General features: G+C 71.8%; 20 protein-coding genes and 3 tRNA genes. 16 read left to right on the plus strand and 7 right to left on the minus strand.

All coding sequences use genetic code 11. The features are described 5' to 3' along the window. Position 1 precedes the first annotated feature (1 nt). Complete coding sequence (ccsB, locus tag Q9R26_RS02600; protein ID WP_259580319.1) at positions 2 to 1,021, plus strand: c-type cytochrome biogenesis protein CcsB; 1,020 nt, start codon at positions 2 to 4, stop codon at positions 1,019 to 1,021. 275 nt (positions 1,022 to 1,296) lie between these two features. On the opposite strand, the gene Q9R26_RS02605 is transcribed toward ccsB, so the two are convergent. After that, the gene (locus Q9R26_RS02605) at positions 1,297 to 2,292 is read right to left on the minus strand and encodes an o-succinylbenzoate synthase (RefSeq protein WP_259579563.1); all 996 of its coding nucleotides are present in this window, start codon (positions 2,290 to 2,292) and stop codon (positions 1,297 to 1,299) included. Between the two features lie 338 nt (positions 2,293 to 2,630). Between Q9R26_RS02605 and Q9R26_RS02610 the strand changes: the two genes are divergently transcribed. Genes Q9R26_RS02610 through Q9R26_RS02625 form a run of 4 tightly spaced genes read left to right on the plus strand, consistent with a single transcriptional unit; the run spans position 2,631 to position 6,117 of the window. Further along, on the plus strand, positions 2,631 to 2,975 hold the full coding sequence (locus Q9R26_RS02610) for a hypothetical protein (RefSeq protein ID WP_182065665.1): 345 nt from the start codon (positions 2,631 to 2,633) through the stop codon (positions 2,973 to 2,975). A 31-nt stretch (positions 2,976 to 3,006) separates the two neighbouring features. After that, positions 3,007 to 3,936 carry a 1,4-dihydroxy-2-naphthoyl-CoA synthase gene (locus tag Q9R26_RS02615; RefSeq protein WP_182065666.1) on the plus strand — a complete coding sequence of 310 codons (930 nt, stop codon included), beginning with the start codon at positions 3,007 to 3,009 and terminating at the stop codon, positions 3,934 to 3,936. Further along, entirely contained in the window at positions 3,936 to 5,075 is a 1,140-nt protein-coding gene (locus Q9R26_RS02620; RefSeq protein ID WP_259579559.1) for an AMP-binding protein, read from the plus strand. Before Q9R26_RS02615 ends, Q9R26_RS02620 begins: the two co-directional genes overlap by 1 nt. A gap of 40 nt (positions 5,076 to 5,115) precedes the next feature. Further along, positions 5,116 to 6,117, plus strand: coding sequence for a 1,4-dihydroxy-2-naphthoate polyprenyltransferase (locus Q9R26_RS02625; RefSeq protein ID WP_182065668.1), 1,002 nt, complete (start codon positions 5,116 to 5,118; stop codon positions 6,115 to 6,117). A 47-nt stretch (positions 6,118 to 6,164) separates the two neighbouring features. Here Q9R26_RS02625 and Q9R26_RS02630 read toward each other — a convergent pair whose 3' ends face one another. Next, positions 6,165 to 6,500, minus strand: a complete 336-nt coding sequence (locus tag Q9R26_RS02630; RefSeq protein ID WP_259579557.1) for a DUF4229 domain-containing protein — start codon at positions 6,498 to 6,500, stop codon at positions 6,165 to 6,167. Between the two features lie 64 nt (positions 6,501 to 6,564). On the opposite strand from Q9R26_RS02630, the gene Q9R26_RS02635 reads away from it, so the two are divergent. Continuing rightward, positions 6,565 to 6,924, plus strand: a complete 360-nt coding sequence (locus tag Q9R26_RS02635; RefSeq protein WP_182065670.1) for a PLDc N-terminal domain-containing protein — start codon at positions 6,565 to 6,567, stop codon at positions 6,922 to 6,924. A 49-nt stretch (positions 6,925 to 6,973) separates the two neighbouring features. Beyond that, positions 6,974 to 8,665 carry a 2-succinyl-5-enolpyruvyl-6-hydroxy-3-cyclohexene-1-carboxylic-acid synthase gene (gene menD / locus Q9R26_RS02640; RefSeq protein ID WP_311226578.1) on the plus strand — a complete coding sequence of 564 codons (1,692 nt, stop codon included), beginning with the start codon at positions 6,974 to 6,976 and terminating at the stop codon, positions 8,663 to 8,665. Between the two features lie 93 nt (positions 8,666 to 8,758). Here the strand turns inward: menD and Q9R26_RS02645 are convergent, their stop codons facing one another. Beyond that, positions 8,759 to 10,018 carry an isochorismate synthase gene (locus Q9R26_RS02645; RefSeq protein WP_311226471.1) on the minus strand — a complete coding sequence of 420 codons (1,260 nt, stop codon included), beginning with the start codon at positions 10,016 to 10,018 and terminating at the stop codon, positions 8,759 to 8,761. An 86-nt stretch (positions 10,019 to 10,104) separates the two neighbouring features. Between Q9R26_RS02645 and Q9R26_RS02650 the strand changes: the two genes are divergently transcribed. The 4 genes from Q9R26_RS02650 to Q9R26_RS02665 all read left to right on the plus strand — a co-directional run bounded on the left by Q9R26_RS02650 (position 10,105) and on the right by Q9R26_RS02665 (position 14,583). Next, entirely contained in the window at positions 10,105 to 10,896 is a 792-nt protein-coding gene (locus tag Q9R26_RS02650) for a demethylmenaquinone methyltransferase (protein WP_017888622.1), read from the plus strand. A gap of 31 nt (positions 10,897 to 10,927) precedes the next feature. Then, positions 10,928 to 12,004, plus strand: coding sequence for a polyprenyl synthetase family protein (locus Q9R26_RS02655; RefSeq protein WP_209133828.1), 1,077 nt, complete (start codon positions 10,928 to 10,930; stop codon positions 12,002 to 12,004). Positions 12,005 to 12,086: 82 nt separating this feature from the next. Beyond that, positions 12,087 to 13,460: an FAD-dependent oxidoreductase gene (locus tag Q9R26_RS02660; RefSeq protein WP_259579554.1), complete on the plus strand. Its 1,374-nt coding sequence runs from the start codon at positions 12,087 to 12,089 to the stop codon at positions 13,458 to 13,460. A 7-nt stretch (positions 13,461 to 13,467) separates the two neighbouring features. Then, positions 13,468 to 14,583 (plus strand): heparan-alpha-glucosaminide N-acetyltransferase domain-containing protein, encoded by a 1,116-nt coding sequence (locus Q9R26_RS02665; protein ID WP_311226472.1) that lies wholly within the window; start codon positions 13,468 to 13,470, stop codon positions 14,581 to 14,583. 172 nt (positions 14,584 to 14,755) lie between these two features. Here Q9R26_RS02665 and cls read toward each other — a convergent pair whose 3' ends face one another. Both cls and Q9R26_RS02675 read right to left on the minus strand, forming a co-directional pair. Beyond that, positions 14,756 to 16,216: a cardiolipin synthase gene (gene cls / locus Q9R26_RS02670; RefSeq protein ID WP_182065675.1), complete on the minus strand. Its 1,461-nt coding sequence runs from the start codon at positions 16,214 to 16,216 to the stop codon at positions 14,756 to 14,758. Positions 16,217 to 16,255: 39 nt separating this feature from the next. Next, complete coding sequence (locus tag Q9R26_RS02675; RefSeq protein WP_311226473.1) at positions 16,256 to 16,744, minus strand: YajQ family cyclic di-GMP-binding protein; 489 nt, start codon at positions 16,742 to 16,744, stop codon at positions 16,256 to 16,258. Positions 16,745 to 16,941: 197 nt separating this feature from the next. Here Q9R26_RS02675 and Q9R26_RS02680 point away from each other — a divergent pair. From Q9R26_RS02680 to Q9R26_RS02700, 5 genes are all read left to right on the plus strand, one after another. Beyond that, positions 16,942 to 17,026 (plus strand) — tRNA-Tyr (locus tag Q9R26_RS02680). Between the two features lie 58 nt (positions 17,027 to 17,084). Beyond that, positions 17,085 to 17,915 (plus strand): inositol monophosphatase family protein, encoded by an 831-nt coding sequence (locus Q9R26_RS02685; RefSeq protein ID WP_311226474.1) that lies wholly within the window; start codon positions 17,085 to 17,087, stop codon positions 17,913 to 17,915. Positions 17,916 to 18,063: 148 nt separating this feature from the next. Beyond that, complete coding sequence (locus tag Q9R26_RS02690; protein WP_311226475.1) at positions 18,064 to 19,221, plus strand: peptidoglycan DD-metalloendopeptidase family protein; 1,158 nt, start codon at positions 18,064 to 18,066, stop codon at positions 19,219 to 19,221. Positions 19,222 to 19,314: 93 nt separating this feature from the next. Further along, a tRNA-Thr gene (locus Q9R26_RS02695) sits at positions 19,315 to 19,386 on the plus strand. Between the two features lie 32 nt (positions 19,387 to 19,418). After that, positions 19,419 to 19,492, plus strand: a tRNA-Met gene (locus tag Q9R26_RS02700). 75 nt (positions 19,493 to 19,567) lie between these two features. Here the strand turns inward: Q9R26_RS02700 and Q9R26_RS02705 are convergent. Then, positions 19,568 to 21,463, minus strand: a complete 1,896-nt coding sequence (locus Q9R26_RS02705) for an ABC transporter ATP-binding protein (RefSeq protein WP_209133817.1) — start codon at positions 21,461 to 21,463, stop codon at positions 19,568 to 19,570. A gap of 111 nt (positions 21,464 to 21,574) precedes the next feature. Further along, the gene (locus Q9R26_RS02710) at positions 21,575 to 21,973 is read right to left on the minus strand and encodes a hypothetical protein (protein ID WP_182065680.1); all 399 of its coding nucleotides are present in this window, start codon (positions 21,971 to 21,973) and stop codon (positions 21,575 to 21,577) included. Positions 21,974 to 22,017 lie beyond the last annotated feature (44 nt).

The raw sequence follows: 22,017 nt of genomic DNA on the forward strand, positions 1-22,017 counted from the left end.
CATGACCACGAACCTCGCGACCTACTCGGTCGTGCTCACGTACTCCGCGATGGCGGTGTACGTGGTCGCGTTCATCTCGTTCGCCCTCGACATGGCCAAACGCTCCGGCGACGTCACGGCCGCCGCGAAGAACGCGGGTGCGGACGACAGCTCGGCCGGGGCGTCCAATGCTGCGGCAGCACGCGGAGCGAAGACGGTGGCGACCGTCCGCGGCGGCACCGTCGTGCTCGAGCAGGTCGCCGCGCCACCGTCGGGTGGCTCCGCCGGACGCGGCACGAAGTTCGAGCGCGTCGGCATGGCGATGACGATCCTCGCGCTCGTCCTGCACGTCGCCTCGGTCGTGCTCCGCGGCATCGCGGCCGACCGTGTGCCGTGGGGCAACATGTTCGAGTTCTCGCTGACCGGCACGGCGCTGATCACCCTGATCTTCCTGCTCGTGCAGTTCTGGCAGAACCTGAAGTTCCTCGGCGTCTTCATCACCGGCCTGACGATCATCCTGCTCGGCATCGCGACGGTGAACTACTGGGTCCCCGTCGTCCCGCTCCAGCCGGCCCTGCAGTCGTACTGGCTGGTCATCCACGTCTTCGTGGCGATCGCCGGCACCGGGTTCTTCGCGCTCGGCGCGGGTCTCGCGGTGGCGCAACTCGTGCAGACGTACCGCCAGGGCCGCACGGCCACCGGCAGGCTCCGCTTCATGGCGACGCTGCCCGACGCCGACCGGCTCGAGGTCCTGACCTACCGTGTCCTGCTCGTCGGCTTCGTCCTCTGGACCTTCACCCTCATCGCCGGTGCGATCTGGGCCGAGCGTGCGTGGGGTCGCTACTGGGGCTGGGACACCAAGGAGGTCTGGACCTTCATCATCTGGGTCGTCTACGCGGGCTACATCCACGCCCGTGCGACCCGCGGCTGGCGCGGTGCGCGGTCGTCCTGGCTGGCCCTCATCGGCTTCGCCGCGGTGATGTTCAACTTCTCGGTCGTGAACGTCTTCTTCAAGGGCCTGCACAGCTACTCGGGTCTGTGAGCTGCGTGGGTCGCGGACGCGGCCCTTTTCGCGACCACGACCGGACGGGAGGCACGGTGCCAGCTGGCACCGTGCCTCCCGTCCGTCGTCCGGGGTGCGTCGAGAGCCGCGACCGGTCGGGCGGACCCCGGTAGTGGTCACGACGTGCCGTGTGCGGAGCGGCGCGGGCGCACGAACCGTCGTTCCGGGGCCGTCGGAACGACGGAACGTGCGATCTCGGTGAACGCGAGCGGCGTGTCCTGCGCCTTCGACGGACCCGACCGGGCGCGGGTGCGCTACCCGGCGGCGGCCGCGACCAGGGCGTGCACGCGCGCCACCCGCTCACGCCACCACGCCGTGCGCTCCGGCGACGCGGCGGAGCGCTGCACCAGCTCCGGCGTGACGTCGACCCGACGCACCGGCACCCGACCGCCGACCGGCAGCAGCGGATCGGCCGTGACGTCCCCGGCGAACATCGCCGCCGTCCCGAGCCCTGCGGCGTACCCCGGGGTCATCGCCGCGGCGGCGAGGAACGCCCCCATCCCGAGCCCGACCGAGGTGTCGAGCGCACTCGAGACGACGCACGGCAGCCCGGCGTCGGCGATGACGGCACGCGCCGCGGTGATCCCCCCGAGCGGCTGGGCCTTCACGACCAGGACGTCGGCGGCGCCGGCCCGGGCGACGGCGAGGGGGTCGGTCGCCTTCCGGACGCTCTCGTCCGCCGCGACCCGGACGCCGAGGCCGGCCGTCCGTGACCGGAGCTCGGCCAGCTCGGGCACGGTCGCGCAGGGCTGCTCGGCGTACTGCAGGTCGAAGGGAGCGAGGCGTTCGAGTGCCGCGGCTGCCTGGTCGACGCTCCACAGGCCGTTCGCATCGACCCGGACCGCGGCCTCGGGCCCCATCACCCGCCGGACCGCGGCGACACGGGCGACGTCGTCGTCGACGGTCGTGCCGGGCTCCGCGACCTTGACCTTGGCCGTGGTGCAGCCGGGGTACCGTCCGAGCAGGTCGGCGACGTCGTCGGCGGCGATCGCCGGGACGGTGGCGTTGACCGGCACGGAGTCGGCGGCGGGTTCGTGGTCGATCCACCCGAAGTCGACCGTGGCCCGCAGCCAGGCGGCGGCTTCGGCGTCGTCGTACTCGACGAACGGCGAGAACTCGGTCCAGCCGGCGGGGCCGCGCAGCACGACCGCCTCGCGCGTGGTGATGCCGCGGAACCGGACCCGCATGGGCAGGGCGACCACGTGGGCGTCGGCGAGGAGTTCGGCGAGGTCGGGGAGCACGTCCGCCATCCTCCCACCGCACCCAGGGCCCCTGCCGGTTCCTCGGAGGGGACCGCCAGGGCAGGGCACTAGCATGCATCGGTCGGCCTCGGTCGGCGAGGGGAACGACCCGGAACGAGGGAGGCTCGGTGGCGGTGGATCCGCGGCAGCGCGCAGCACAGCAGCGCGCATCGCAGCGCCCGTCCGACCCGTCGAGCGCCGGAGCGGCACGCCCGGCAGCGTCGGCTCGTCCGGCAGCGTCGGCTCGTCCGGCAGCTGCAGCCCGGCCCTCGGCGGCGACCCGCCCGGCAGCGGGCGCTCGATCCGCGGCGGCTCCAGGGCGCGACTCCGACGACTTCGCACGCCTCATGCAGCGCGGCACCGTCGACGTCCGGCAGACGGGTCGCACGAAGCGCCGCAACCCGGTCGTCGGCAAGATCGCCCTCGGCCTGGCCGTGGTCTCCGCCGCGGTCGACGCCAGTGCGTTCGCCGTGTTCATGGGCGGTGACACGAACTTCGCCTTCGGGATCTGCTTCGTCGTCGTGTTCCTGACGCTCATCGCCGCCGTGCTCGGGTTCGTCGCCGCCGTCGGCTCGTTCGGACGCTGGTACGGCGCCGTCGGGGTCGTCCTGGCGTTCTTCGCGAACCCCGTGATCCTCATCGTGATCATGGTGTTCGTCGCGCCGGAGATCCTGACCGACATGGGCGCCTGACCCGGCAGACGCCCGGCGGTACGTTGGGAGCATGCCTGCTCCCGTCTCCGACCTGTTCGACCCCGACGTCTGGACCACCGCTCCGATCGCGGAGCAGTTCACCGACATCACGTACCACAAGCACGTCTCCGAGGGCATCGTCCGGGTCGCCTTCGACCGCCCCGAGGTCCGCAACGCCTTCCGTCCGCGCACGGTCGACGAGCTCTACCGTGCCCTCGACGACGCGCGGCAGGACCCCCGTGTCGGCGTCGTGCTGCTCACCGGCAACGGCCCGAGCCCGAAGGACGGCGGGTGGGCGTTCTGCTCCGGCGGCGACCAGCGCATCCGGGGGCGGAGCGGCTACCAGTACGTCGGTGACGAGGGCGCACCGCCCGAGGGTGTGGACCCCGCGGCCGCACAGGCATCGATGGGGCGGCTGCACATCCTCGAGGTCCAGCGGCTGATCCGGATGATGCCGAAGGTCGTCATCGCCGTCGTCCCCGGCTGGGCGGCGGGCGGTGGGCACTCCCTGCACGCGATCTGCGACCTCACCATCGCGAGCGCCGAGCACGGGAAGTTCAAGCAGACCGATGCCGACGTCGGCTCGTTCGACGGTGGCTACGGCAGCGCCTACTACGCCAAGCAGATCGGGCAGAAGTTCGCTCGCGAGGTCTTCTTCCTCGCCCAGGAGTACTCCGCCCAGCGCGCGTACGAGATGGGGGCGGTGAACGCCGTGGTGCCGCACGTCGACCTGGAGCGTGAGGCGATCCGCTGGGGCGAGATCGTGCTCGGCAAGTCCCCGACGGCGATCCGGATGCTCAAGTACGCGTTCAACGCCGTGGACGACGGCATGGTCGGGCAGCAGGTGTTCGCGGGCGAAGCGACGCGGCTGGCCTACGGCACCGACGAAGCCGTCGAGGGCCGCGACTCGTTCCTCGAGAAGCGTGCTCCCGAGTGGACCGCGTTCCCCTGGCACTACTGATGCCCCGTCCGCTGGTCGCGACCGGTACGTCGGACCCGACGGCCGTGCTGCGCGGCCTGGAGGCAGCGCTCGCCGGCGGCCCCGCACTGCTCCCCGTCGCCGAGGGTGCCCCGGCGCTGCCGACACCGCATCCGGCCGAGGTCCGGCAGGCGGTCGCCCTGGTGGTCGAGACGAGTGGGTCCACCGGCACCGGCAAGCGCGTGGCGCTCTCGTCCGAGGCGCTCCTCGCCGGTGCCGCCGCGGCGGACGCGGCACTCGGCGGGCCCGGGCGCTGGGTGCTCGCCCTGCCGACGCACTACATCGCCGGCATCAACGTCCTGACCCGTTCGATCACCGCGGGCACCGAACCCGTCGTCGTGCCAGCCGGGCACTTCGCGGCCGACGCCTTCACCGAGGCGGCCGAACGGCTCGTCACCGGTCCGGCCGCGCCGCGTCGCTACACCTCGCTGGTGCCGGTGCAGCTCGCCCGGGTCCTCGACGACCCGGACGCCACCCGTGCGCTCGCCCGCTTCGACGCGGTCCTGGTCGGCGGGCAGGCCACCCCGGCGCCACTCCGGCAACGGGCGCTCGACGCCGGGGTCCGGATCGTGACGACGTACGGCGCGAGCGAGACGAGCGGCGGATGCGTGTACGACGGCGTCCCGTTCGGCACGGTGCGCACCGCGCTGGTCGACGGCGAGCTGCACCTGGCCGGGCCGATGCTCGCCGAGGGGTACCTCGACGACGACGCCCGCACGGCGTCGGTCTTCGTCGAACGGGACGGGCTGCGCTGGTACCGGACCGGGGACACGGCGACCCTGTCCGACGGCGTGTTGCGCGTGCTCGGACGCCTCGACGACGTGGTGATCTCCGGCGGCGAGAAGGTCCAGCTCGGTGCGGTCGAACGGCTCGTCCGCGGCCTCCCCGGGCAGGAGAGCGCCGTCGTCGTCCGGCGCTCGGCGGGGGAGTGGGGCGAGGTCCCGGTCGTCGTCACCGAGCAGCCGCTCGACCTCGACGCCGCACGTGCGCACGTCGGAGCCACCCTCGGGCGTGCCGCCCGCCCGGCAGACGTGGTCCTGGTGGAGCGGGTCCCGATGCTGCCGTCGGGCAAACCCGACCGCCGGGCCGTGCAGGCGCTCGTCGACCCGGGGCGCCCGTAGGGACTGCGAGCCGCCGGGCGCCGCATCGGCAATAAGATCGGTGCTCGTGGCACGAACGAAGAACTCGACGCAGAAGCAGGGCCGGTCCGGCAACCCGGCGAAGGCCGCTGCCCCCGCCCGCACCAAGCGGAAGGCGACCGCGCGCGACTGGATCGGCGGAGCACGCCTGCGCACCCTGACCCTCGGTGTCGTCCCGGTCGTGCTCGGCACCGCCGTCGCGTTCGTCGACAGCGGGGAACCCGGGGACTTCGGCGACTACCTGGCGAAGGACGGCCACCTCGCCGTCGCGCTGCTCGCCCTGGCCGTGGCGCTGTTCCTGCAGATCGGCGTGAACTACAGCAACGACTACTCGGACGGGGTCCGCGGCACCGACGAGTACCGCGTCGGCCCGGCACGACTCACCGGAGCAGGCCTGGCCAGGCCCCGGACCGTGCTCACCGTCGCCCTGACGTTCTTCGGCCTGGCCGCGGTCGCCGGCCTGGTCATCGTGCTGCTCACCCAGCTGTGGTGGCTGCTGCTCGTGGGGGCCGCCGCCATCGTCGCCGCCTGGTTCTACACCGGGGGCAAGAAGCCGTACGGGTACAACGCCCTCGGCGAGGTCTTCGTCTTCGTGTTCTTCGGACTGGTCGCCGTGCTCGGCACCCAGTTCGTGCAGATCCGTGAGGTCACGGTCAGCGGCTGGGCAGCCGCCGTCGCCGCCGGGTTCTTCGCCTGCGCGGTCCTGATGGTGAACAACATCCGCGACATCGACGAGGACCAGCTGGCGGGCAAACGCACGCTCGCCGTGGTCGTCGGCCGTCCGGTGGCCCGCGTCCTGTTCGGCCTGTTCCTGATGCTGCCGTACGTCGTGCTGCTCTGGTTCGTGCTGCTGTACTTCCGCACGGGCTTCACGTACTTCTCGCTGCTGCTGGCCTTGCCGGCCCTGGCGATCGGGGTGTCGTCACGGAAGCCCCGTGAGCTCATCACGGCCCTGCAGCTGTCGTCGTTCGCCTCGCTCGCCTTCGGGGTGGTGCTCGGGATCACCCTGGCCGTCCAGCCGTAGCCGTCCCGGCTCCCCGATCCGACGGCCCCGCGCCCGGCTCCGTCTGATCAGGCGGAGTCGGAGTCGCGGCGCGCCTCGTGCCGGTCCGCGTCGGACACCGGACGGACGACGGGAGCGGCTGCGGCGTCGGAGTCGGCGGCGTCCACGAAGTCGTCCTCGAAGTCCGAGTCGGCGTCGCGCTCCGGGGTGCCGCGGCGGTTCGCCAGGCTCAGGGCGACCTGCGTGCGCAGTCCGGACAGGGCGATGTACGAGATGAGCAGGCCCACCAGGGCGGCCACGATCGTCGCCCAGTACCACGGCATCGGCGTCAGGAGCAGGAGGAGCACGAGCGCCACCACGAAGATGCCGAGCCGAGCCAGGGTGTACAGGAGCCACGCTTTCACACGGTGAGTCTACGGACGGCCGACCGGCAGGGGCATCACAGGGTCGCGACCTAGACTTCACCACATGGTCCGCTTGTGGTTGATCGTCGCCGTGGCCGCCGTCGCCTTCACGGTGTACGCGGCCATCGACTGCGGCACGATGCCCCGTCAGCGCGTCCGTTCCCTGCGCCGCGGCGTGTGGCTCCTGCTCGTCATCGTCCTGCCCGTCGTCGGCGGCGTCCTCTGGTTCCTGCTCGGTCGCACCCCGGCGGCCGACCCCGGCGCTTCGGCCCGGTACCGTGGACCCGAGGACGACCCGGACTTCCTCGGCACCACGCCGGAGCCGGGCACCACCATCACGGACAAGGACCAGGACGACGCGACCCTCCGAGACCTCGAAGACCAGTTCCACGAGCGCGACGACGACGGCCGCACCGATCGCTGACGGCCCCGCCGGTTCGGGCAGCCCGGCGACGGACACCGCGCTCGCCCTCCTGCAGGAACTCGTGCGTGCCGGCGTCACCGACGTCGTGGTGAGCCCCGGTTCGCGTTCCCAGGCGCTCGCACTCGCGGCGGTCGCCCTGGAACGCGCCGGTGGGCTGACCGTGCACGTGCGGTTGGACGAACGGACCGCCGGGTTCTTCGCACTCGGGCTCGCGGTCGAGACACACCGGCCGGCAGCGGTCGTGACGACGTCGGGCACCGCGGTGGCGAACCTGCACCCCGCCGTGCTCGAGGCACACCACTCCGGCGTGCCGATGATCGTGCTGAGCGCCGACCGACCCGACGAACTGCGCGGCATCGGCAGCAACCAGACCACTGTCCAGCCGGGCATCTTCGGCCGGGCCGTGGCCTTCGTGCGCGACGTCGAGGCCCCGTCGGCGCACGGCGTCGACGCCTCGGTCCGCGACACCCTGCGCACCCTCGCCCGACAGGCCGTCGCCGCCGCAGCGGGGCACACCGGGCAACCCGGTCCCGCGCAGCTCAACGTCGCGTTCCGTGAGCCGCTGTCCGCCGGGCTCGCCCCGGAGCACGTCAGCCCCGTGCCGGACGACGAGGTCGACCTGGTGTTCGCGACCCGCCGGGCGCACACGGGTCTGCCGGTCGCCGAGCTCACCCCGGACGACGAACCCGGAACCGTCGTCATCGCCGGGCACGACGCCGGCGAGGACGCCGAGCGGATCGCCTGGGAACTCGGGGCGCCGCTCCTCGCCGAGGTCTCGAGCGGCGCGCGCTTCGGTCGCAACCTGGTCGTGGCCTACCGCGAACTGCTGCGCGACCCGGACCACGGCGGCGCCGTCCGCCGGGCCGTCGTGCTCGGTCACCCGACCCTCAGCAGAGAGGTCCCCGCGCTCCTGCAGCGCGACGGGGTCGAGACCATCGTGGTCCGCGGACCGGCGGCCGACCCCTTCGACCCGGCCCGCGCCTCCCGACCGGACGCCGCGACCACCTTCGTGTCCGACGTCCGCGTGACGGGCCGCACCCGTCCGGAGCACCGTGCGTGGGTCGGCCGCTGGGTCGGCGCGAGCCGCCGGATCCTGGGGGACGGCGACGCCGGCCCGGATCTCGATGCCAAGCGCTCCGCCGACCGCGCTGCGCGGAACAAGTTCCTGCGTGACGAGGTCGCGCTCCGTCGCCGACCCGTCGACCGGGCCATGCTCGCCGAGGCCGTCTGGGGGGTGACCTGGCCGCACGACCGGCTGGTCCTCGGTGCGTCGCAGCTCATCCGTGAAGCCGACGCCCGGGTGCTCGGCAAGAAGATCCGGGTGCACGCGAACCGCGGGCTCGCCGGCATCGACGGGACCGTCTCGACCGCGCTCGGCATCGCCGCGGCGCTCGAGCAGGCCTCGGCCTCGGTGGGCACCACCCGCGTGCTCCTCGGCGACCTGACGCTGCTGCACGACCTCGGAGCGTTCGTCACCGGGACGGAGGAACGCACCCACCGGGTGCAGGTCGTCGTCGGCAACGACCACGGCGGTGCGATCTTCCGCGGGCTCGAGGTGGCGAAGACCACGCCGGAAGCCGACATGCGGCGGATGATGTCGACCCCGCAGCACGTCGACGTCGAGCGGGTCGTCACCGGCCTCGGGTGGGAGTACCGCCGGGCGGCGACGTGGGGTGACCTCGAGCGGGTGCTCACCGACCCCGCCGAGCGTGTCGTGATCGAGGTCCCGCTGGCGGACTGAACGGTCGAGCGGCGACTGCGCGACCGAGCGACCGCGCGCCGGCGCGGCTGCGTGGCCGCCCGGCTGCGGCACTGCGCGGGTCGCGCGGCTGCCTCAGGCCAGCGCGTCGGTGATCGGCCGGAACTTCAGGGCCGTCTCGGCAACCTCGCGCGTCGACTCCGAACCGGCGACGATCCCGGCGCCCGCCCAGGCCCGCACGGTGCCGTCGTCGTCGATCCGGGCGCTGCGGAGCGCGAGCATCCACTCGCCGTCACCCGTCGCGCTCATCCAGCCGACCGGCCCGGCGTAGCGGCCGCGGTCGACGCCCTCGAGCTCGGCGACGAGCCGCACGGCCACGTCCGTCGGGGTGCCGGCGACCGCGGCGGTCGGGTGCAGGGCGTCGGCGACGTCCAGCGACGTGGTGTCCGGCGGCAGCGTGGCCTGCACGTCGGTCGCCAGGTGCCACAGGTTCGGCAGCTGCAGCCGGAACGGTTCGGCGTCGGCGCGCAGGTCCGTCGCGAGCGGGGCGAGGGCCGCGAGCAGGCTGTCGATCGCGAAGGTGTGCTCCTCGACGTCCTTGGCACTGCTGGCCAGGGCCTCGGCAGCGGCACGGTCGGACACCTCGTCGGTGCCCCGGGCGGCGCTGCCGGCGAGCACCCGCGCGGTCAACCGTGTGCCGTCGGTGCGGGCGAGGGTCTCGGGGGTGGCGCCGACCAGTCCGTCCACCGCGAAGGTCACGCACTGCGGGTAGGCGGCCGCGAGGTCGAGCAGGACCGCCCGTCGATCGGCTCCCGGCGGCAGCGTGCCGACGAGGTCGCGGGCGAGCACCACCTTGCGGGCATCGCCGGCCACGATGCGCCGGACCGCCTCGGTCACGTTGGCGGCGTAGGTGTCCTCGTCGATGTGTCCGGGACGCAACGCCACGGAGACGTGCGGCCCGACGTGGGGGACCGGGACCGAGGTCCGGGTGAAGGCCAGGGGCTCCGCGCCGAGCGTGGTGTCGATCGCGGTCAGCCAGGCCTTGCCACGCCGACGACCGAGGACCACCCGGGGAACGATGAGCACGCTCTCGTCGGCGGAGTCGTCGGCGAAGGCGAAGGACCCGAACGCGACGAGCCCCGAACCGCGCAGCTGCACCGGGTCGTCGACGACGGCGGTCTCGACGATGCTGCGCCAGAGGGCCGCGGCGTCACGCATCCGGTCGGGTCCGGTGAACGTGAACCGGAGCGCCTCGCCGATGCCGACGATGCCGTCGCCGTTCCGGACGAAGGCGAGTGGACGGTCGCGGAGCGTGTGGCGGAGGACGGCGCCCGGGTCGTCGAGGATCCGGGTCGAGACCGTCAGCGGGGGCGCCGCCGTGGTGGTTCGGGTCACGGCTCCGATGCTACGCGCCGATCCCGCACCGCCCGGGTGGCTGCGAGTCCGGTGAACGCTCGGTCGGGACCTCTAGGATTGACCGTGTGAGCAGAGCGGACCTGAACAAGCGCCCGGACGAGGTGGCGGCGATGTTCGACGACGTCGCGGCCAAGTACGACCTCACGAACGACATCCTGTCGGCGGGCAACGCTCCGCTGTGGCGTGTCGCCACCGTCCGCGCGGTCGACCCGCAGCCCGGCGAGAAGGTCCTCGACATCGCCGCGGGCACCGGGACCAGCGCGGCGGCCTTCGCCAAGAAGGGCGCCGAGGTCACCGCGCTCGACCTGTCCGCCGGCATGATCGCCGTCGGCCGTGAACGCCATCCCGAGATCACCTTCGTCGAGGGCGACGCCGAGCAGCTGCCCTTCGACGACGACACGTTCGACGCCGTCACGATCTCGTTCGGGCTGCGCAACGTGAACGACCCGAAGCAGGCGCTCGCCGAGATGCTGCGCGTCCTCAAGCCCGGCGGCCGCGTCGTCATCTGTGAGTTCTCGACGCCGCCCCGCGCCCTGCTGCGCTTCGGCTACGGCACCTACCTGAAGCGCGTGCTCCCGGGCATCGCGCGGCTCTCGAGCAGCAACCCGGCCGCCTACCGCTACCTCGCCGAGTCGATCGACGCGTGGCCCGACCAGCAGGTGCTCACCCAGTGGCTCCGCGGTGTCGGGTTCTCGGTGGTCGCCTACCGCAACCTGACGGCCGGTATCGTCGCACTGCACCGTGGCCGCAAGCCCGTCGCCGACACGGTGCGCGAGTCCGCGGCACGGCGTGCGAAGGCTCGCCGTGACCACCAGAACACCGGCGAGCAGCCGCGCGTCGACCCGGCCGCCGACTGACCGGTCACCACCCCCGAAGACGGAGCAGCACTTGAATCCGAGCGTCCCGGTCGCACGTCGCGCGCCGAGCCTGCGCGCATCGCTGGGCATCGGCGAGCGGTTGTTCGCCACGCCCGCCGACCGACGCTTCATCTCCGCGGTCGACGACGGGCTCGAACTCGTCGAGCAGGGGCTCGAGGAGGCCATGCGCTCCACCGACACGCTCGCCGACACCACCAGCCGGTACCTGCTGTCGGCCGGCGGCAAGCGCATCCGTCCGACCCTGACGCTCCTCATCGCCCAGCTCGGTGACGGGGTGACCGACGCCGTGATCAAGGCCGCGGTCAGCATCGAGACCACGCACCTGGCGTCGCTCTACCACGACGACGTCATGGACGAGGCCCCCGTCCGCCGCGGGGTCCCCGCCGCGCAGATCACCTACGGCAACAACGTGGCGATCCTGACCGGCGACCTGCTCTTCGCCCGCGCCAGCCTGATCACGGCCGACCTCGGCACCGAGGGCATCCGGATGCAGGCCGAGACCTTCCAGCGGCTCTGCATGGGGCAGCTGCACGAGACCACGGGGCCGCAGCCGGACGACGACCCGCTCGAGCACTACATCCAGGTGCTCAGCGACAAGACCGGATCGCTCATCGCCACCGCGGCACGCGCCGGCGTGATGTTCTCCGGTGCCGACCGCGCCTACCTCGACGCCGTCGGTACCTTCGGCGAGAAGGTCGGCGTGGCGTTCCAGCTCGTGGACGACGTCATCGACCTCGCCCCCGCGACGGACAAGACCGGCAAGATCGCGGGCAACGACCTGCGCGCCGGTGTGGACACCCTGCCGGTCCTGCAGCTGCGCCGGATGGCCGCGACCGACCCGTCCGCCCAGCACCTGGTCGAGCGCATCGAGCGCGACGTCAACGGTGCGCCCGACGACGTGGTCGACTCCGCGCCGTACCAGTCGGCCGTCGCCGCGCTCCGCGAGCACGAGGCCACCGCGGCGACCCGTGCCGTCGCCGTCGCCTGGGCCCGCGAAGCCGTCGCCGCCCTCGCCCCGCTCCCGGACGGCACCGTGAAACGGGCGCTCACCCGCTTCGCGGACTCCGTCGTCGACCGAAGCCGCTGAACACCCCTCCCGACGGCGCACGAGCTGCGGCCCGGCCGGGAGGCCCCCGGGAACCCCCACCCGAACGAACTGGAGACGATCAGTGCCCACCCTCCGACTCGCCATCGTCGGCGCCGGCCCGGCCGGCATCTACGCCGCGGACATCCTGCTGCGCGAGGCGCACGGCTACGACGTGTCGATCGACCTGTTCGAGCAGCTCCCCGCGCCGTACGGTCTGGTCCGGTACGGCGTCGCCCCCGACCACCCGCGCATCAAGGGCATCATCAACGCCCTGCGTGACGTCCTCGACCGCGGTGTCGTCCGGCTGTTCGGCAACGTCCGCTACGGCGAGGACATCACCCTCGAGGACCTCAAGAAGCACTACAACGCGGTCGTGTTCTCGACCGGTGCGATCAAGGACGCCGACCTCGACATCCCCGGTGTCGACCTCGACGGCTCGTACGGCGCCGCCGAGTTCGTGAGCTGGTTCGACGGCCACCCCGACGTCCCCCGCACCTGGCCGCTGAACGCCGAGAGCGTCGCGGTCATCGGTGTCGGCAACGTCGCCCTCGACGTCTCGCGCATCCTGGCCAAGCACGCCGACGACCTGCTGCCGACCGAGATCCCCGCGAACGTCTACGAGGGCCTCAAGGCATCGCCCGTCACGGACGTGCACGTCTTCGGCCGCCGCGGTCCGGCGCAGGTGAAGTTCACGCCGCTCGAGCTCCGCGAGCTCGGCGAGGTCCGTGACGTCGACATGGTGGTCTACGACGAGGACTTCGACCACGACGAGGCCTCGAGGACCGCGATCGCGACGAACAAGCAGGTGATGGTGATCAACCGCGTCCTCGAGCAGTGGCGCACGCGCGAGGTCGGCCAGGCCAGCCGTCGGCTCCACCTGCACTTCTACGCGAAGCCGATCGAGTTCGTCGGCGACGAGCAGGGCAAGCTCACCGCCATCCGCTACGAGCGCACCCGCCCGAACGGCGAGGGCGGCGTGGAGGGCACCGGCGAGATCCGCGAGGTCCCGATCCAGGCCGCGTACCGCGCGGTCGGGTACTTCGGCTCCCCGCTGCCCGGTGTGCCGTTCGACGAGCGGCACGGTGTCATCCCGAACCACGAGGGCCAGGTCCTCGACGACGACAATCAGCAGATCCCCGGGGTGTACGCCACCGGGTGGATCAAGCGCGGTCCGGTCGGGCTCATCGGGCACACGAAGTCCGACGCCATGGAGACCGTGCAGCACATCGTCAACGACCAGGCGAGCTGGTGGACCCCGGAGGACCCGTCCGACGAGGCGATCCCGGCCCTGCTCCGGGAGCGCGGTGTCGAGTACACCGACCTCGAGGGCTGGCACCACCTCGACACCCACGAGCAGGCGCTCGGTGCGGTCGACGGGCGCGAACGCATCAAGGTGGTGCCGCGCGACGAGATGATCGACGTCTCGCTCGGACGCGTCGACACCCCGACGAGCTGACGACGCCATGACCAACACGCGCCCCGTCCCGCCCACAGCGGTGCGGGGCGCGTCCGCGTCGGGGATGCGGCTGCAGGGCGTCGACGTGGCCCGTGCGATCGCGCTGCTCGGCATGATGGCCGCCCACATCGGCGGCATCGCGGAGCAGCTCGACTGGTCCGACCCCGCCACCTGGACCGCCGTCGCCCACGGGCGCCCGTCCACGCTGTTCGCGGTCCTGGCCGGCGTCTCGATCGGCCTGACCAGCGGACGGACCGAGCCGCCCGGCCCGCCCACCATCGGCCGCATCCGAGCCCGGCTCGCGATCCGTGCCGCGGTGGTCGTCGTCATCGGGTTCGCCCTGATGGCGCTCGACACCCCTGTGTACGTGATCCTGCCGACCTACGGGGTGCTGTTCCTGCTGGTGGTCCCGGTGCTCCGCGTCCGACCGGGGGCGCTGCTCGGCATCGCCGTGCTCTGCGCGGTGCTGTCGCCGCTCGCCGCGCTGACGATCGCGCCGGCCTACGCCGACGCCGGCATGGTCGGCGTGCAGCTCGGCCTGGTCTACCCCGTGGTCACCTTCCTGGCGTACGTCCTGGTGGGGCTCGCGGTCGCCCGGGTCGGGCTGGAGGACCGTGGCCGGCAGGTCCTGATCCTCGTGTCCGGCGCACTGGTCGCTGCCACCGCGTACGTCGCCGGATCGGTCCTCGCTCCGCTGCCGGACGACGCTGCCCTGGCGTTCCCCGGGGTCCCGTACGCAGGCGAGGCCTCGAGCCCCGGCCAGGCCCTCGCACAGCTGTTCCTGTCCCCGCGCGACCACTCGTCGTCGGTCGTCGACGTGGTCGGCACAGCCGGGGTCGCGGTCGCGGTGATCGCCCTCTGCCTGCTCGTGTTCGACGGCCGCGGGCCTGTCGCCCAGCGGATCGCGTTCCCTCTGGCCGCCGTCGGCTCGATGCCGCTGACGGTGTACTCGGGGCACCTCGTGGTCATCGCGATGCTGCCGACCTACCCCGAGTCGGCCGAGGCATGGGGCTGGTTCGCCTTCGGCTCGGTGGTCTTCGCGATGCTGTGGCGGCGGTTCCTCGGCCGCGGCCCGCTCGAGCGGATGGTCGGGGCCCTGGCATCCCTCGTCCCGATGCGCTGAGCGTCCTGCCGGTGCCGGTGCCGGTGCTGGAGCCGCACGGTGCAGGGTCGTCCGTCCGGGGCGGGCTTGCCCGCTGCGTGCCCCGTCGTGGCGACGCACCGTGCGGTCAACGTCGCACCGGGTGGCGGACAGCGCACCGTGCGGGGCGGACCCGCACCGGGCCTCCAGACGGCTACTGCAGCGCCGCCGTGAGCCGCGCGACGTTGTCGAGCACCTTGGACCGGCGCGGACGGTCGACCCACTCGTCGAGCGTGAGCTCGAAGCTGTGCTCCTTGTACGCTTCCTGCACCTCGCGCAGGGCGTCGACGAAGCGGTGACCACGCACCATCACGGAGACCTCGAGGTTCAGGCTGAACGAGCGCATGTCCATGTTGCTCGACCCGATCACCGACACCTCGTCGTCGATGGTGAAGTGCTTGGCGTGCAGGATCGTCGGCGCCCGGTACAGCCAGATCCGCACGCCGGCGCGGAGCAGTCCCTCGTAGTACGAGCGCTGTGCGTGCCACGTCATCGCGTGGTCGCCCATCTCGCCGACGAACAGCTCGACGTCGACCCCGCGCTGCGCTGTCGTGGTGATGGCGTAGAGCATCGAGTCGTCCGGGACGAAGTACGGCGACGTGATCGAGACCTTCTGCTGCGCCGAGTAGAGCAGCGCGTTGAACAGGCGCAGGTTGTTCTCGCCGTCGAAGCCCGGGCCGGACGGCACCACCTGGCAGTCGAGCGCGTCGCTGCGGTCGGCCCGCTGCACGGGGTCGCTCTCGCGCAGCAGCAGTTCGTCGGTCTCGCTGTACCAGTCGGTGACGAACAGGGCGTTGAGCCCTGCGACGACCGGACCCTCGAACCGGGCGAACAGGTCCTTGTAGACCATGCCCTTCTCGACGTGGGACTTGATGTCGTACGACGCGTCGATCAGGTTCTGCGAGCCGGTGAACGCGACCGAGCCGTCGATCACCATGATCTTCCGGTGGTTGCGGAGGTCGGGGCGCTGGAACTTGCCCTGCAACGGCAGGAGGGGCAGCATCAGGTGCCACTCGATGCCCGCCTGGTCCATGAACGCCAGGGTGTCCTTGTAGCCCGGGTACCCGCGGCTGGCCCAGTGGTCGAGCAGGAACCGCACGGTCACCCCACGGGCCCGCGCCCGCGCGAGCGCCTCGAAGAACGGGCGCGTGGTGTCGTCGAGCGTCGCTATGTAGAACTCGACGTGCACGAACCGGCGGGACTGGTCGATCGCCCGGGTCATCTCGGCGATGGACTCCTCGGAGTCGGGGTAGAGCTCCGCGGAGTTGCCGCCGACCAACGGCATCGCACCGAGCTCACGGTTCAGCCGCGTGACGCTCTCGAGCCACGCGGGCCACGGGTGGTCACGACGGACCCGCTCGATGCCCTCCGTCTGCTCGAGGATGTACGCGTTGATCTCGGTCTGCTTCTCGCGACGGGCGCGGGGGAGCTTCGTCGACCCGATGACCAGGAAGACGATGAAGCCGATGTAGGGGATGAGGAAGATCGCGAGCAGCCACGCCGTCGCGGTCTGCGGCTTCCGGTTGATCGGGACGTAGATGATCGAGAAGACGCGGATCGCCAGGTCCAGCAGGACGAGCAGGACGGTGATGACGACGCTGAGCCAGTGCTCCACGGGGTGCCGGTGTCGGGTGTCGGTCGCAGGCGCCGCGGGTCAGCGGAAGTTGATGAACTGCAGCGGGACGTCGAACTCTTCACCCTTGAGGAGCTGGATCGTGTTCTGCAGGTCGTCACGGCTCTTCGACGAGACGCGGAGCTCGTCGCCCTGGATCTGGCTCTTCACCGACTTCGGGGCGTTGGCGCGCAGGAAGGCGCCGATCTTCTTCGCCACGTCCTGCTCGATGCCGTTCTTGAACGTCACCTCGATGCGGTACTCCTTGCCCGAGGGGTACGGGTCACCGGCGTCGAGGCTCTTCAGACTGATGTTCCGCTTGATCACCTTGCTCTGCAGCACGTCGAGGACCGCCTTGGCCCGCTCTTCCGAGTTCGCCTTGATGAGGACGTCCTCGCCGCTGAACGCGACCGAGGCGTCGGCACCCTTGAAGTCGTACCGCTGCTCGATCTCCTTGGCCGCTTGGTTGAGGGCGTTCTCCGCCTCCATCTTGTCGACCTTGCTCACCACGTCGAAGGAACTGTCTGCCATGCAGAACAGCCTAACGGCGGTGGGCCCCCGTCGCCGGTTCCCGGGCGACGCGCGAGCGGCGTCCGGGCCGTGCCGACGGGGAGGGAGGCCCGGTTCCGGTGGCGCGGATCGGTCCGTGGTGGTCACGACCACCGTCAGTCATCCGCTATGCTCTTGTGCGCGCCTTCGGTTGGTGATCACACCGGCTGGGTGCGCATGGCAAGTTACCCAAGCGGCCAAAGGGATCTGACTGTAAATCAGCCGGCGTAGCCTTCGGGGGTTCGAATCCCTCACTTGCCACCATCTGATCGGCCCCGTCCACTGCGGACGGGGCCGATGGGGTTTCCGGGAGGATGGGCGCATGGCATCCGACCTCACTCCGTCCCAGTTCGCCGACCTCGCCGAGTCGATCGCCCGTGACGCAGCGGCGCTGGCCGCACGGCGCCGCGCCGAGGGGGTCGAGGTCGCGGACCGGAAGTCGAGCATCGTCGACGTGGTCACGGCCGCCGACCGCGAGGTCGAGGCACTCATCCGCGCCCGCATCGCCGAGGCCCGCCCCGACGACGCCTTCCACGGCGAGGAGTCCGGTTCGGCCTCCGGCGCCTCGGGCATCACCTGGGTGGTGGACCCGATCGACGGCACGGTCAACTACCTGTACGGCAGCGCGGAGTACGGCGTGAGCATCGGCGTCGTACGCGGCGCACCCGACCCGATGACCTGGGAGCCGATCGCGGGCGTCGTCGTGGCACCCGCGACGGGCACCGTCTTCCGGGCGGCGGTCGGACGGGGTGCGACCCGTGACGGCGAACCGTTGTCCGTCGCCACGCCCGGTTCGCTCGCCGAGACGCTCGTCGCCACCGGGTTCGGGTACACGGCCGACCGTCGCCGCGAGCAGGTCGCGGTGCTCGCCGGACTCATCGGCGAGGTGCGGGACATCCGCCGTGGGGGAGCGGCGTCGCTCGACTGCTGCGCCGTCGGGGCGGGCGTGGTGGACGCCTACTACGAGCGCGGGATCAACCCGTGGGACATGGCGGGTGGGGCCCTCGTCGCGCAGGAGGCCGGCGCGGCGATCCGCATCTGGGAGGCCGGGGGGACCCGCTCCTTCCTGTTCGCGAGCCCCGCCGTCGCCGACGAACTCGAGGCCCTGGTGCGCCGGCTCGAGGCCGGTGCACTCGGAGCCGTGCGGGCCTGAGTACGCGCCGATCCCCGGGTCCGGGGGTGCCGGGAGGACATCACCACGACTGGCGACCAGCGACGTCGCCTGCTAGCGTGCTCAGGTCCCGTTATCTGCTCGTTACCAACGAGTGAGCCCTTCTCCGATCAGGATCGCCACCGCACGCATGCCCCGTACTCCTCTGTCGTCCGCTCCCACCGACGGTTCCGTCGACGCCGCCAACCCGGTCGTCCACCAGACCCGACGCGCTCGGATCGAGGCGGAACGAGCAGCGGCGAAGGGCGCGGTCACGGCGCAGGAGGTGCAGGACTCGACGGGTCCGAGCTTCGACGACGTGATCGGTGCGGTCACGCCGGGAACCCCAGCGGCTCCGGTGTCGCCGATCGATCTCGCACCGGCCTCGCCCGCGCGCCCGGCCTCCAGCATCGTGACGCCGCCGGCCCCCACCTCGCCCGTCGTGCAGGCGCAGCCGGCCGCTCCCGCTGCCTCGGTGTCGCAGCCGCGGCGGGTCGCCGGGCAGGTCCCCGCGTCGCGTCGTCGCACCAGCCGTCCGGCGCCGAAGGTCCCGGTCGACCGAGCGACCCGCCACATCCGTTCCAGCACCCCCGTCAGCGCACCGGCCCCGAAGCGTGGTGCGTCGTTCCGCCGGTCGGCCTCCCGTGTGACCGCGGTCGGCGCCCTGCTCTTCGCGGCCGGCCTGGTCGTCTCGACCTCGCTGCCGGCCCAGGCGCTCTGGGTGCCGGAGTCCGGCTCGACCGCGGCCCGTGCCAGCTCGGGTGCGACCCAGTCGATGCAGGTCGGTGCCGCTGCTGACGGTTCGACCGCTCGCGACCAGTTCACGGTCTCGGACGCCACGCAGTACGCGAACGTCGATTCCTCCAGCTTCACGAACGACCCGACCGGCACGATCCAGTGGCCGTTCCTGACCGGTGTGCCGATCACCTCGGGCTTCGGTGGACGTCAGGTCGCCGGATGCTCGTTCTGCTCGACGAACCACATGGGCGTCGACTTCGCCCCGGGCGAGGGCACTCCGATCGGCGTCATCGCCGCCGGTACCGTGATCAAGGTGCAGGCGAACGACGGCGGTTTCGGCAACGACGTCTGGGTCGAGCACGACGTCGACGGCAAGCAGTTCGTCAGCGTCTACGGCCACATGGAGGACAACTCCTTCAAGGTGGTCACCGGTCAGCACGTCGAGGTCGGCGACATCCTCGGTCTCGTCGGCAGCACGGGCAACTCCACGGGTCCGCACCTGCACCTCGAGGTGCACGTCGACGGGGTCCCGGTGGACCCGCTGGCGTGGCTCAAGACCAACGCGAACTAGCGGCCCACGACGCGGCACGCCCGGGCGTCTCGTCCGGTTCCGGAGCAGCGTCGGAGGTCTGCTATCCTCGTGTGGTGCCGTTCGCGGCACATCGCCCCGATAGCTCAGTGGTAGAGCACCTCCATGGTAAGGAGGGGGTCGTCAGTTCAATCCTGACTCGGGGCTCCGACCCGGTGCGCGTGCCGCTCCGGATCTCTGGCGGGGTAGCTCAGTTGGTTAGAGCACACGACTCATAATCGTGGGGTCGCGGGTTCAAGTCCCGCCCTCGCTACACGCAAGGCCCTCTCGTCCAGGATCCCCTGGGTCAGGGGGCCTTCTCTGTTGCCGCTCCCGACCCGCCGCGCGTTCAGTCCGCCGCCTGCACGCCGGTCGCGACGTTCTCCTGCGCGGCGAACTGGGTGCGGTGCAGTTCCTCGTACCGGCCACCCGCGGCCAGCAGTTCGTCGTGCGTGCCGCGCTCCACGATCGAGCCGTCCTCGACCACGAGGATGACGTCCGCGCTGCGGATCGTGGAGAGCCGGTGCGCGATCACCATCGCCGTCCGTCCCTCGAGCGCCTCGCCGAGCGCAGCCTGCACCGCTGCCTCGGACGTCGAGTCGAGTGCCGCCGTCGCCTCGTCGAGGATGACGACGCGCGGCTGGGCGAGCAGGAGCCGGGCGATCGTCATCCGCTGGCGCTCGCCCCCGGACAGCCGGTAGCCGCGTTCGCCCACCATGGTGTCCAGCTGGTCGGGGAGGGACCGGATGAGCGGCTCGAGCCGCGCACGGCGGACGGCGTCCCACACCTCGTCGTCGGACGCCTCGGGCCGGGCGAACCGCAGGTTGGAACGGATGGTCTCGTGGAACAGGTGACCGTCCTGCGTCACCATGCCGAGGGTGTGGCGCATCGAGGCGAACGTGACGTCACGGACGTCCGTCCCGGCCAGGCGCACGGCGCCGCTGTCGACGTCGTACAGGCGTGCGAGCAGCTGCGCGACCGTGGACTTGCCGGCTCCGGACGAGCCGACCAGGGCGACGGTCTGCCCCGGCTCGATCCGGAAGGACAGGCCGTGCAGTACCTCCTCGCCGCCGCGGGTGTCGAGCGTGGCGACCTCCTCGAGGGAGGCGAGGGACACCTTGTCGGCGGACGGGTAGGCGAACCGGACGTCGTCGAACTCGACGGAGACCGGCCCGTCGGCGATGGTGACCGCGTCGGGCTGCTCCTGGATGAGTGGTTCGAGGTCGAGCACCTCGAAGACGCGCTCGAAGCTGACCACGGCGCTCATGATCTCGACCCGGGCGTTCGCCAGGCTCGTCAGCGGGGCGTACAGCCGGGTGAGCAGGAGCGCCAGGGTGACCACCTCGCCGGTGTCCAGGCGGCCGGCGAGCGCGAGGAAGCCGCCGAGCCCGTAGACCAGCGCGAGGGCGAGCGCGGAGACGAGCATCAGCGCGGTGAAGAAGACGAACTGCAGCATCGCGGTCCGGACCCCGATGTCGCGCACACGGGCAGCGCGGACGCGGAACTCCTCGGCCTCTTCGTCGGGTCGGCCGAACAGCTTGACGAGGGTGGCGCCGGGTGCCGAGAAGCGCTCGGTCATCTGGGTGCTCATCGCGGAGTTGTGGTCGGCGGCCTCGCGACGAAGGGCGGCGAGGCGGCTGCCCATCCGGCGGGCGGGGACCAGGAAGAGCGGGAGCATGACGACGGCGAGGACCGTCACGAGCCACGAGGTGCTGAGCATGACGATCAGCGTGAGGACCAGCGCCACGAGGTTCGTGACCACGCCGGACAGCGTGCCGCTGAAGGCCTGTTGGGCGCCGATCACGTCGTTGTTCAGGCGGCTCACGAGCGCACCGGTCCGGGTGCGGGTGAAGAACGCGATGGGCATCTTCTGCACGTGGTCGAAGACGGCGGTGCGGAGGTCCAGGATCACGCCCTCGCCGATCCGCGCCGAGTACCAGCGGGTGGTCAGTGACACGGCGGCGTCGGCCACGGCCACCAGGGCGATGACCACGGCCAACCGGACGATCGTCGCGACCTCACCACGGGCGACGATGACGTCGACCACCTGACCGGCGAGGACCGGCGTCGCGACCGCGAGGAAGGCGCCGACGACGGACAGACCGATGAAGACCAGCAGCTTCGCCCGGTACGGCACCGCGAACGTCAGGATCCGCCGGACGGACGCGCGGGAGAACCCGTGCTTGCCGCCCTGCGCGGACGAGATCTTGTACAGCGAGCTCCAGGCTGCGCTCTCCATGCTCATGGCGGTTCCTCTCCGGTGCCCCTGGCCCAACCTAGATGGCTGGCAGGGTCCTCGGTGACCGCTCCCGTGACGGTGCGCCGCGCGGCGACCCGTCGGAGGCCGTCCGGTCGCCTACTGCGTGCGGTGGGAGCCGGTGTCCGTCCGCGTCGCGAGCACCCCGGCCGCACGGAATGCGTCCTCGACCGCGGCGGTGACCTGCTGCCAGGCGGCGCGACGACGGTTCGCGCCGATGCTGCCGCCGGACACGGCCGTGCCGTGCCCGGCCCGGCACAGGGTGATCGTGGTGGTGGCACCGTCCACGACGGTCGACAGCTCGTAGCGGCGGTACTCCCGGGCCGGCTGGACGAGCGCGCCGAGCAGGATGGTGAGCGTCCGGCTGCCCGCCGTCACGGTCATCGTGCCACCCGTCGACTCGACGTGGTGGCCCGTGCGGCGCAGCGCAGCGGCCGCGACCTCCATGGCGGTGCACCGGTCTCCCGTGTGCACGGCGAACTCCGTCGTGGTGTCCATCGGCCCTCCCCGTCCCGAACGAACCCGTGCCGCACGGCACGCCC

Origin of the sequence: Curtobacterium sp. BRB10, assembly GCF_031844325.1 — a bacterium.
Classification (GTDB): Bacteria; Actinomycetota; Actinomycetes; order Actinomycetales; family Microbacteriaceae; genus Curtobacterium; species Curtobacterium poinsettiae_A.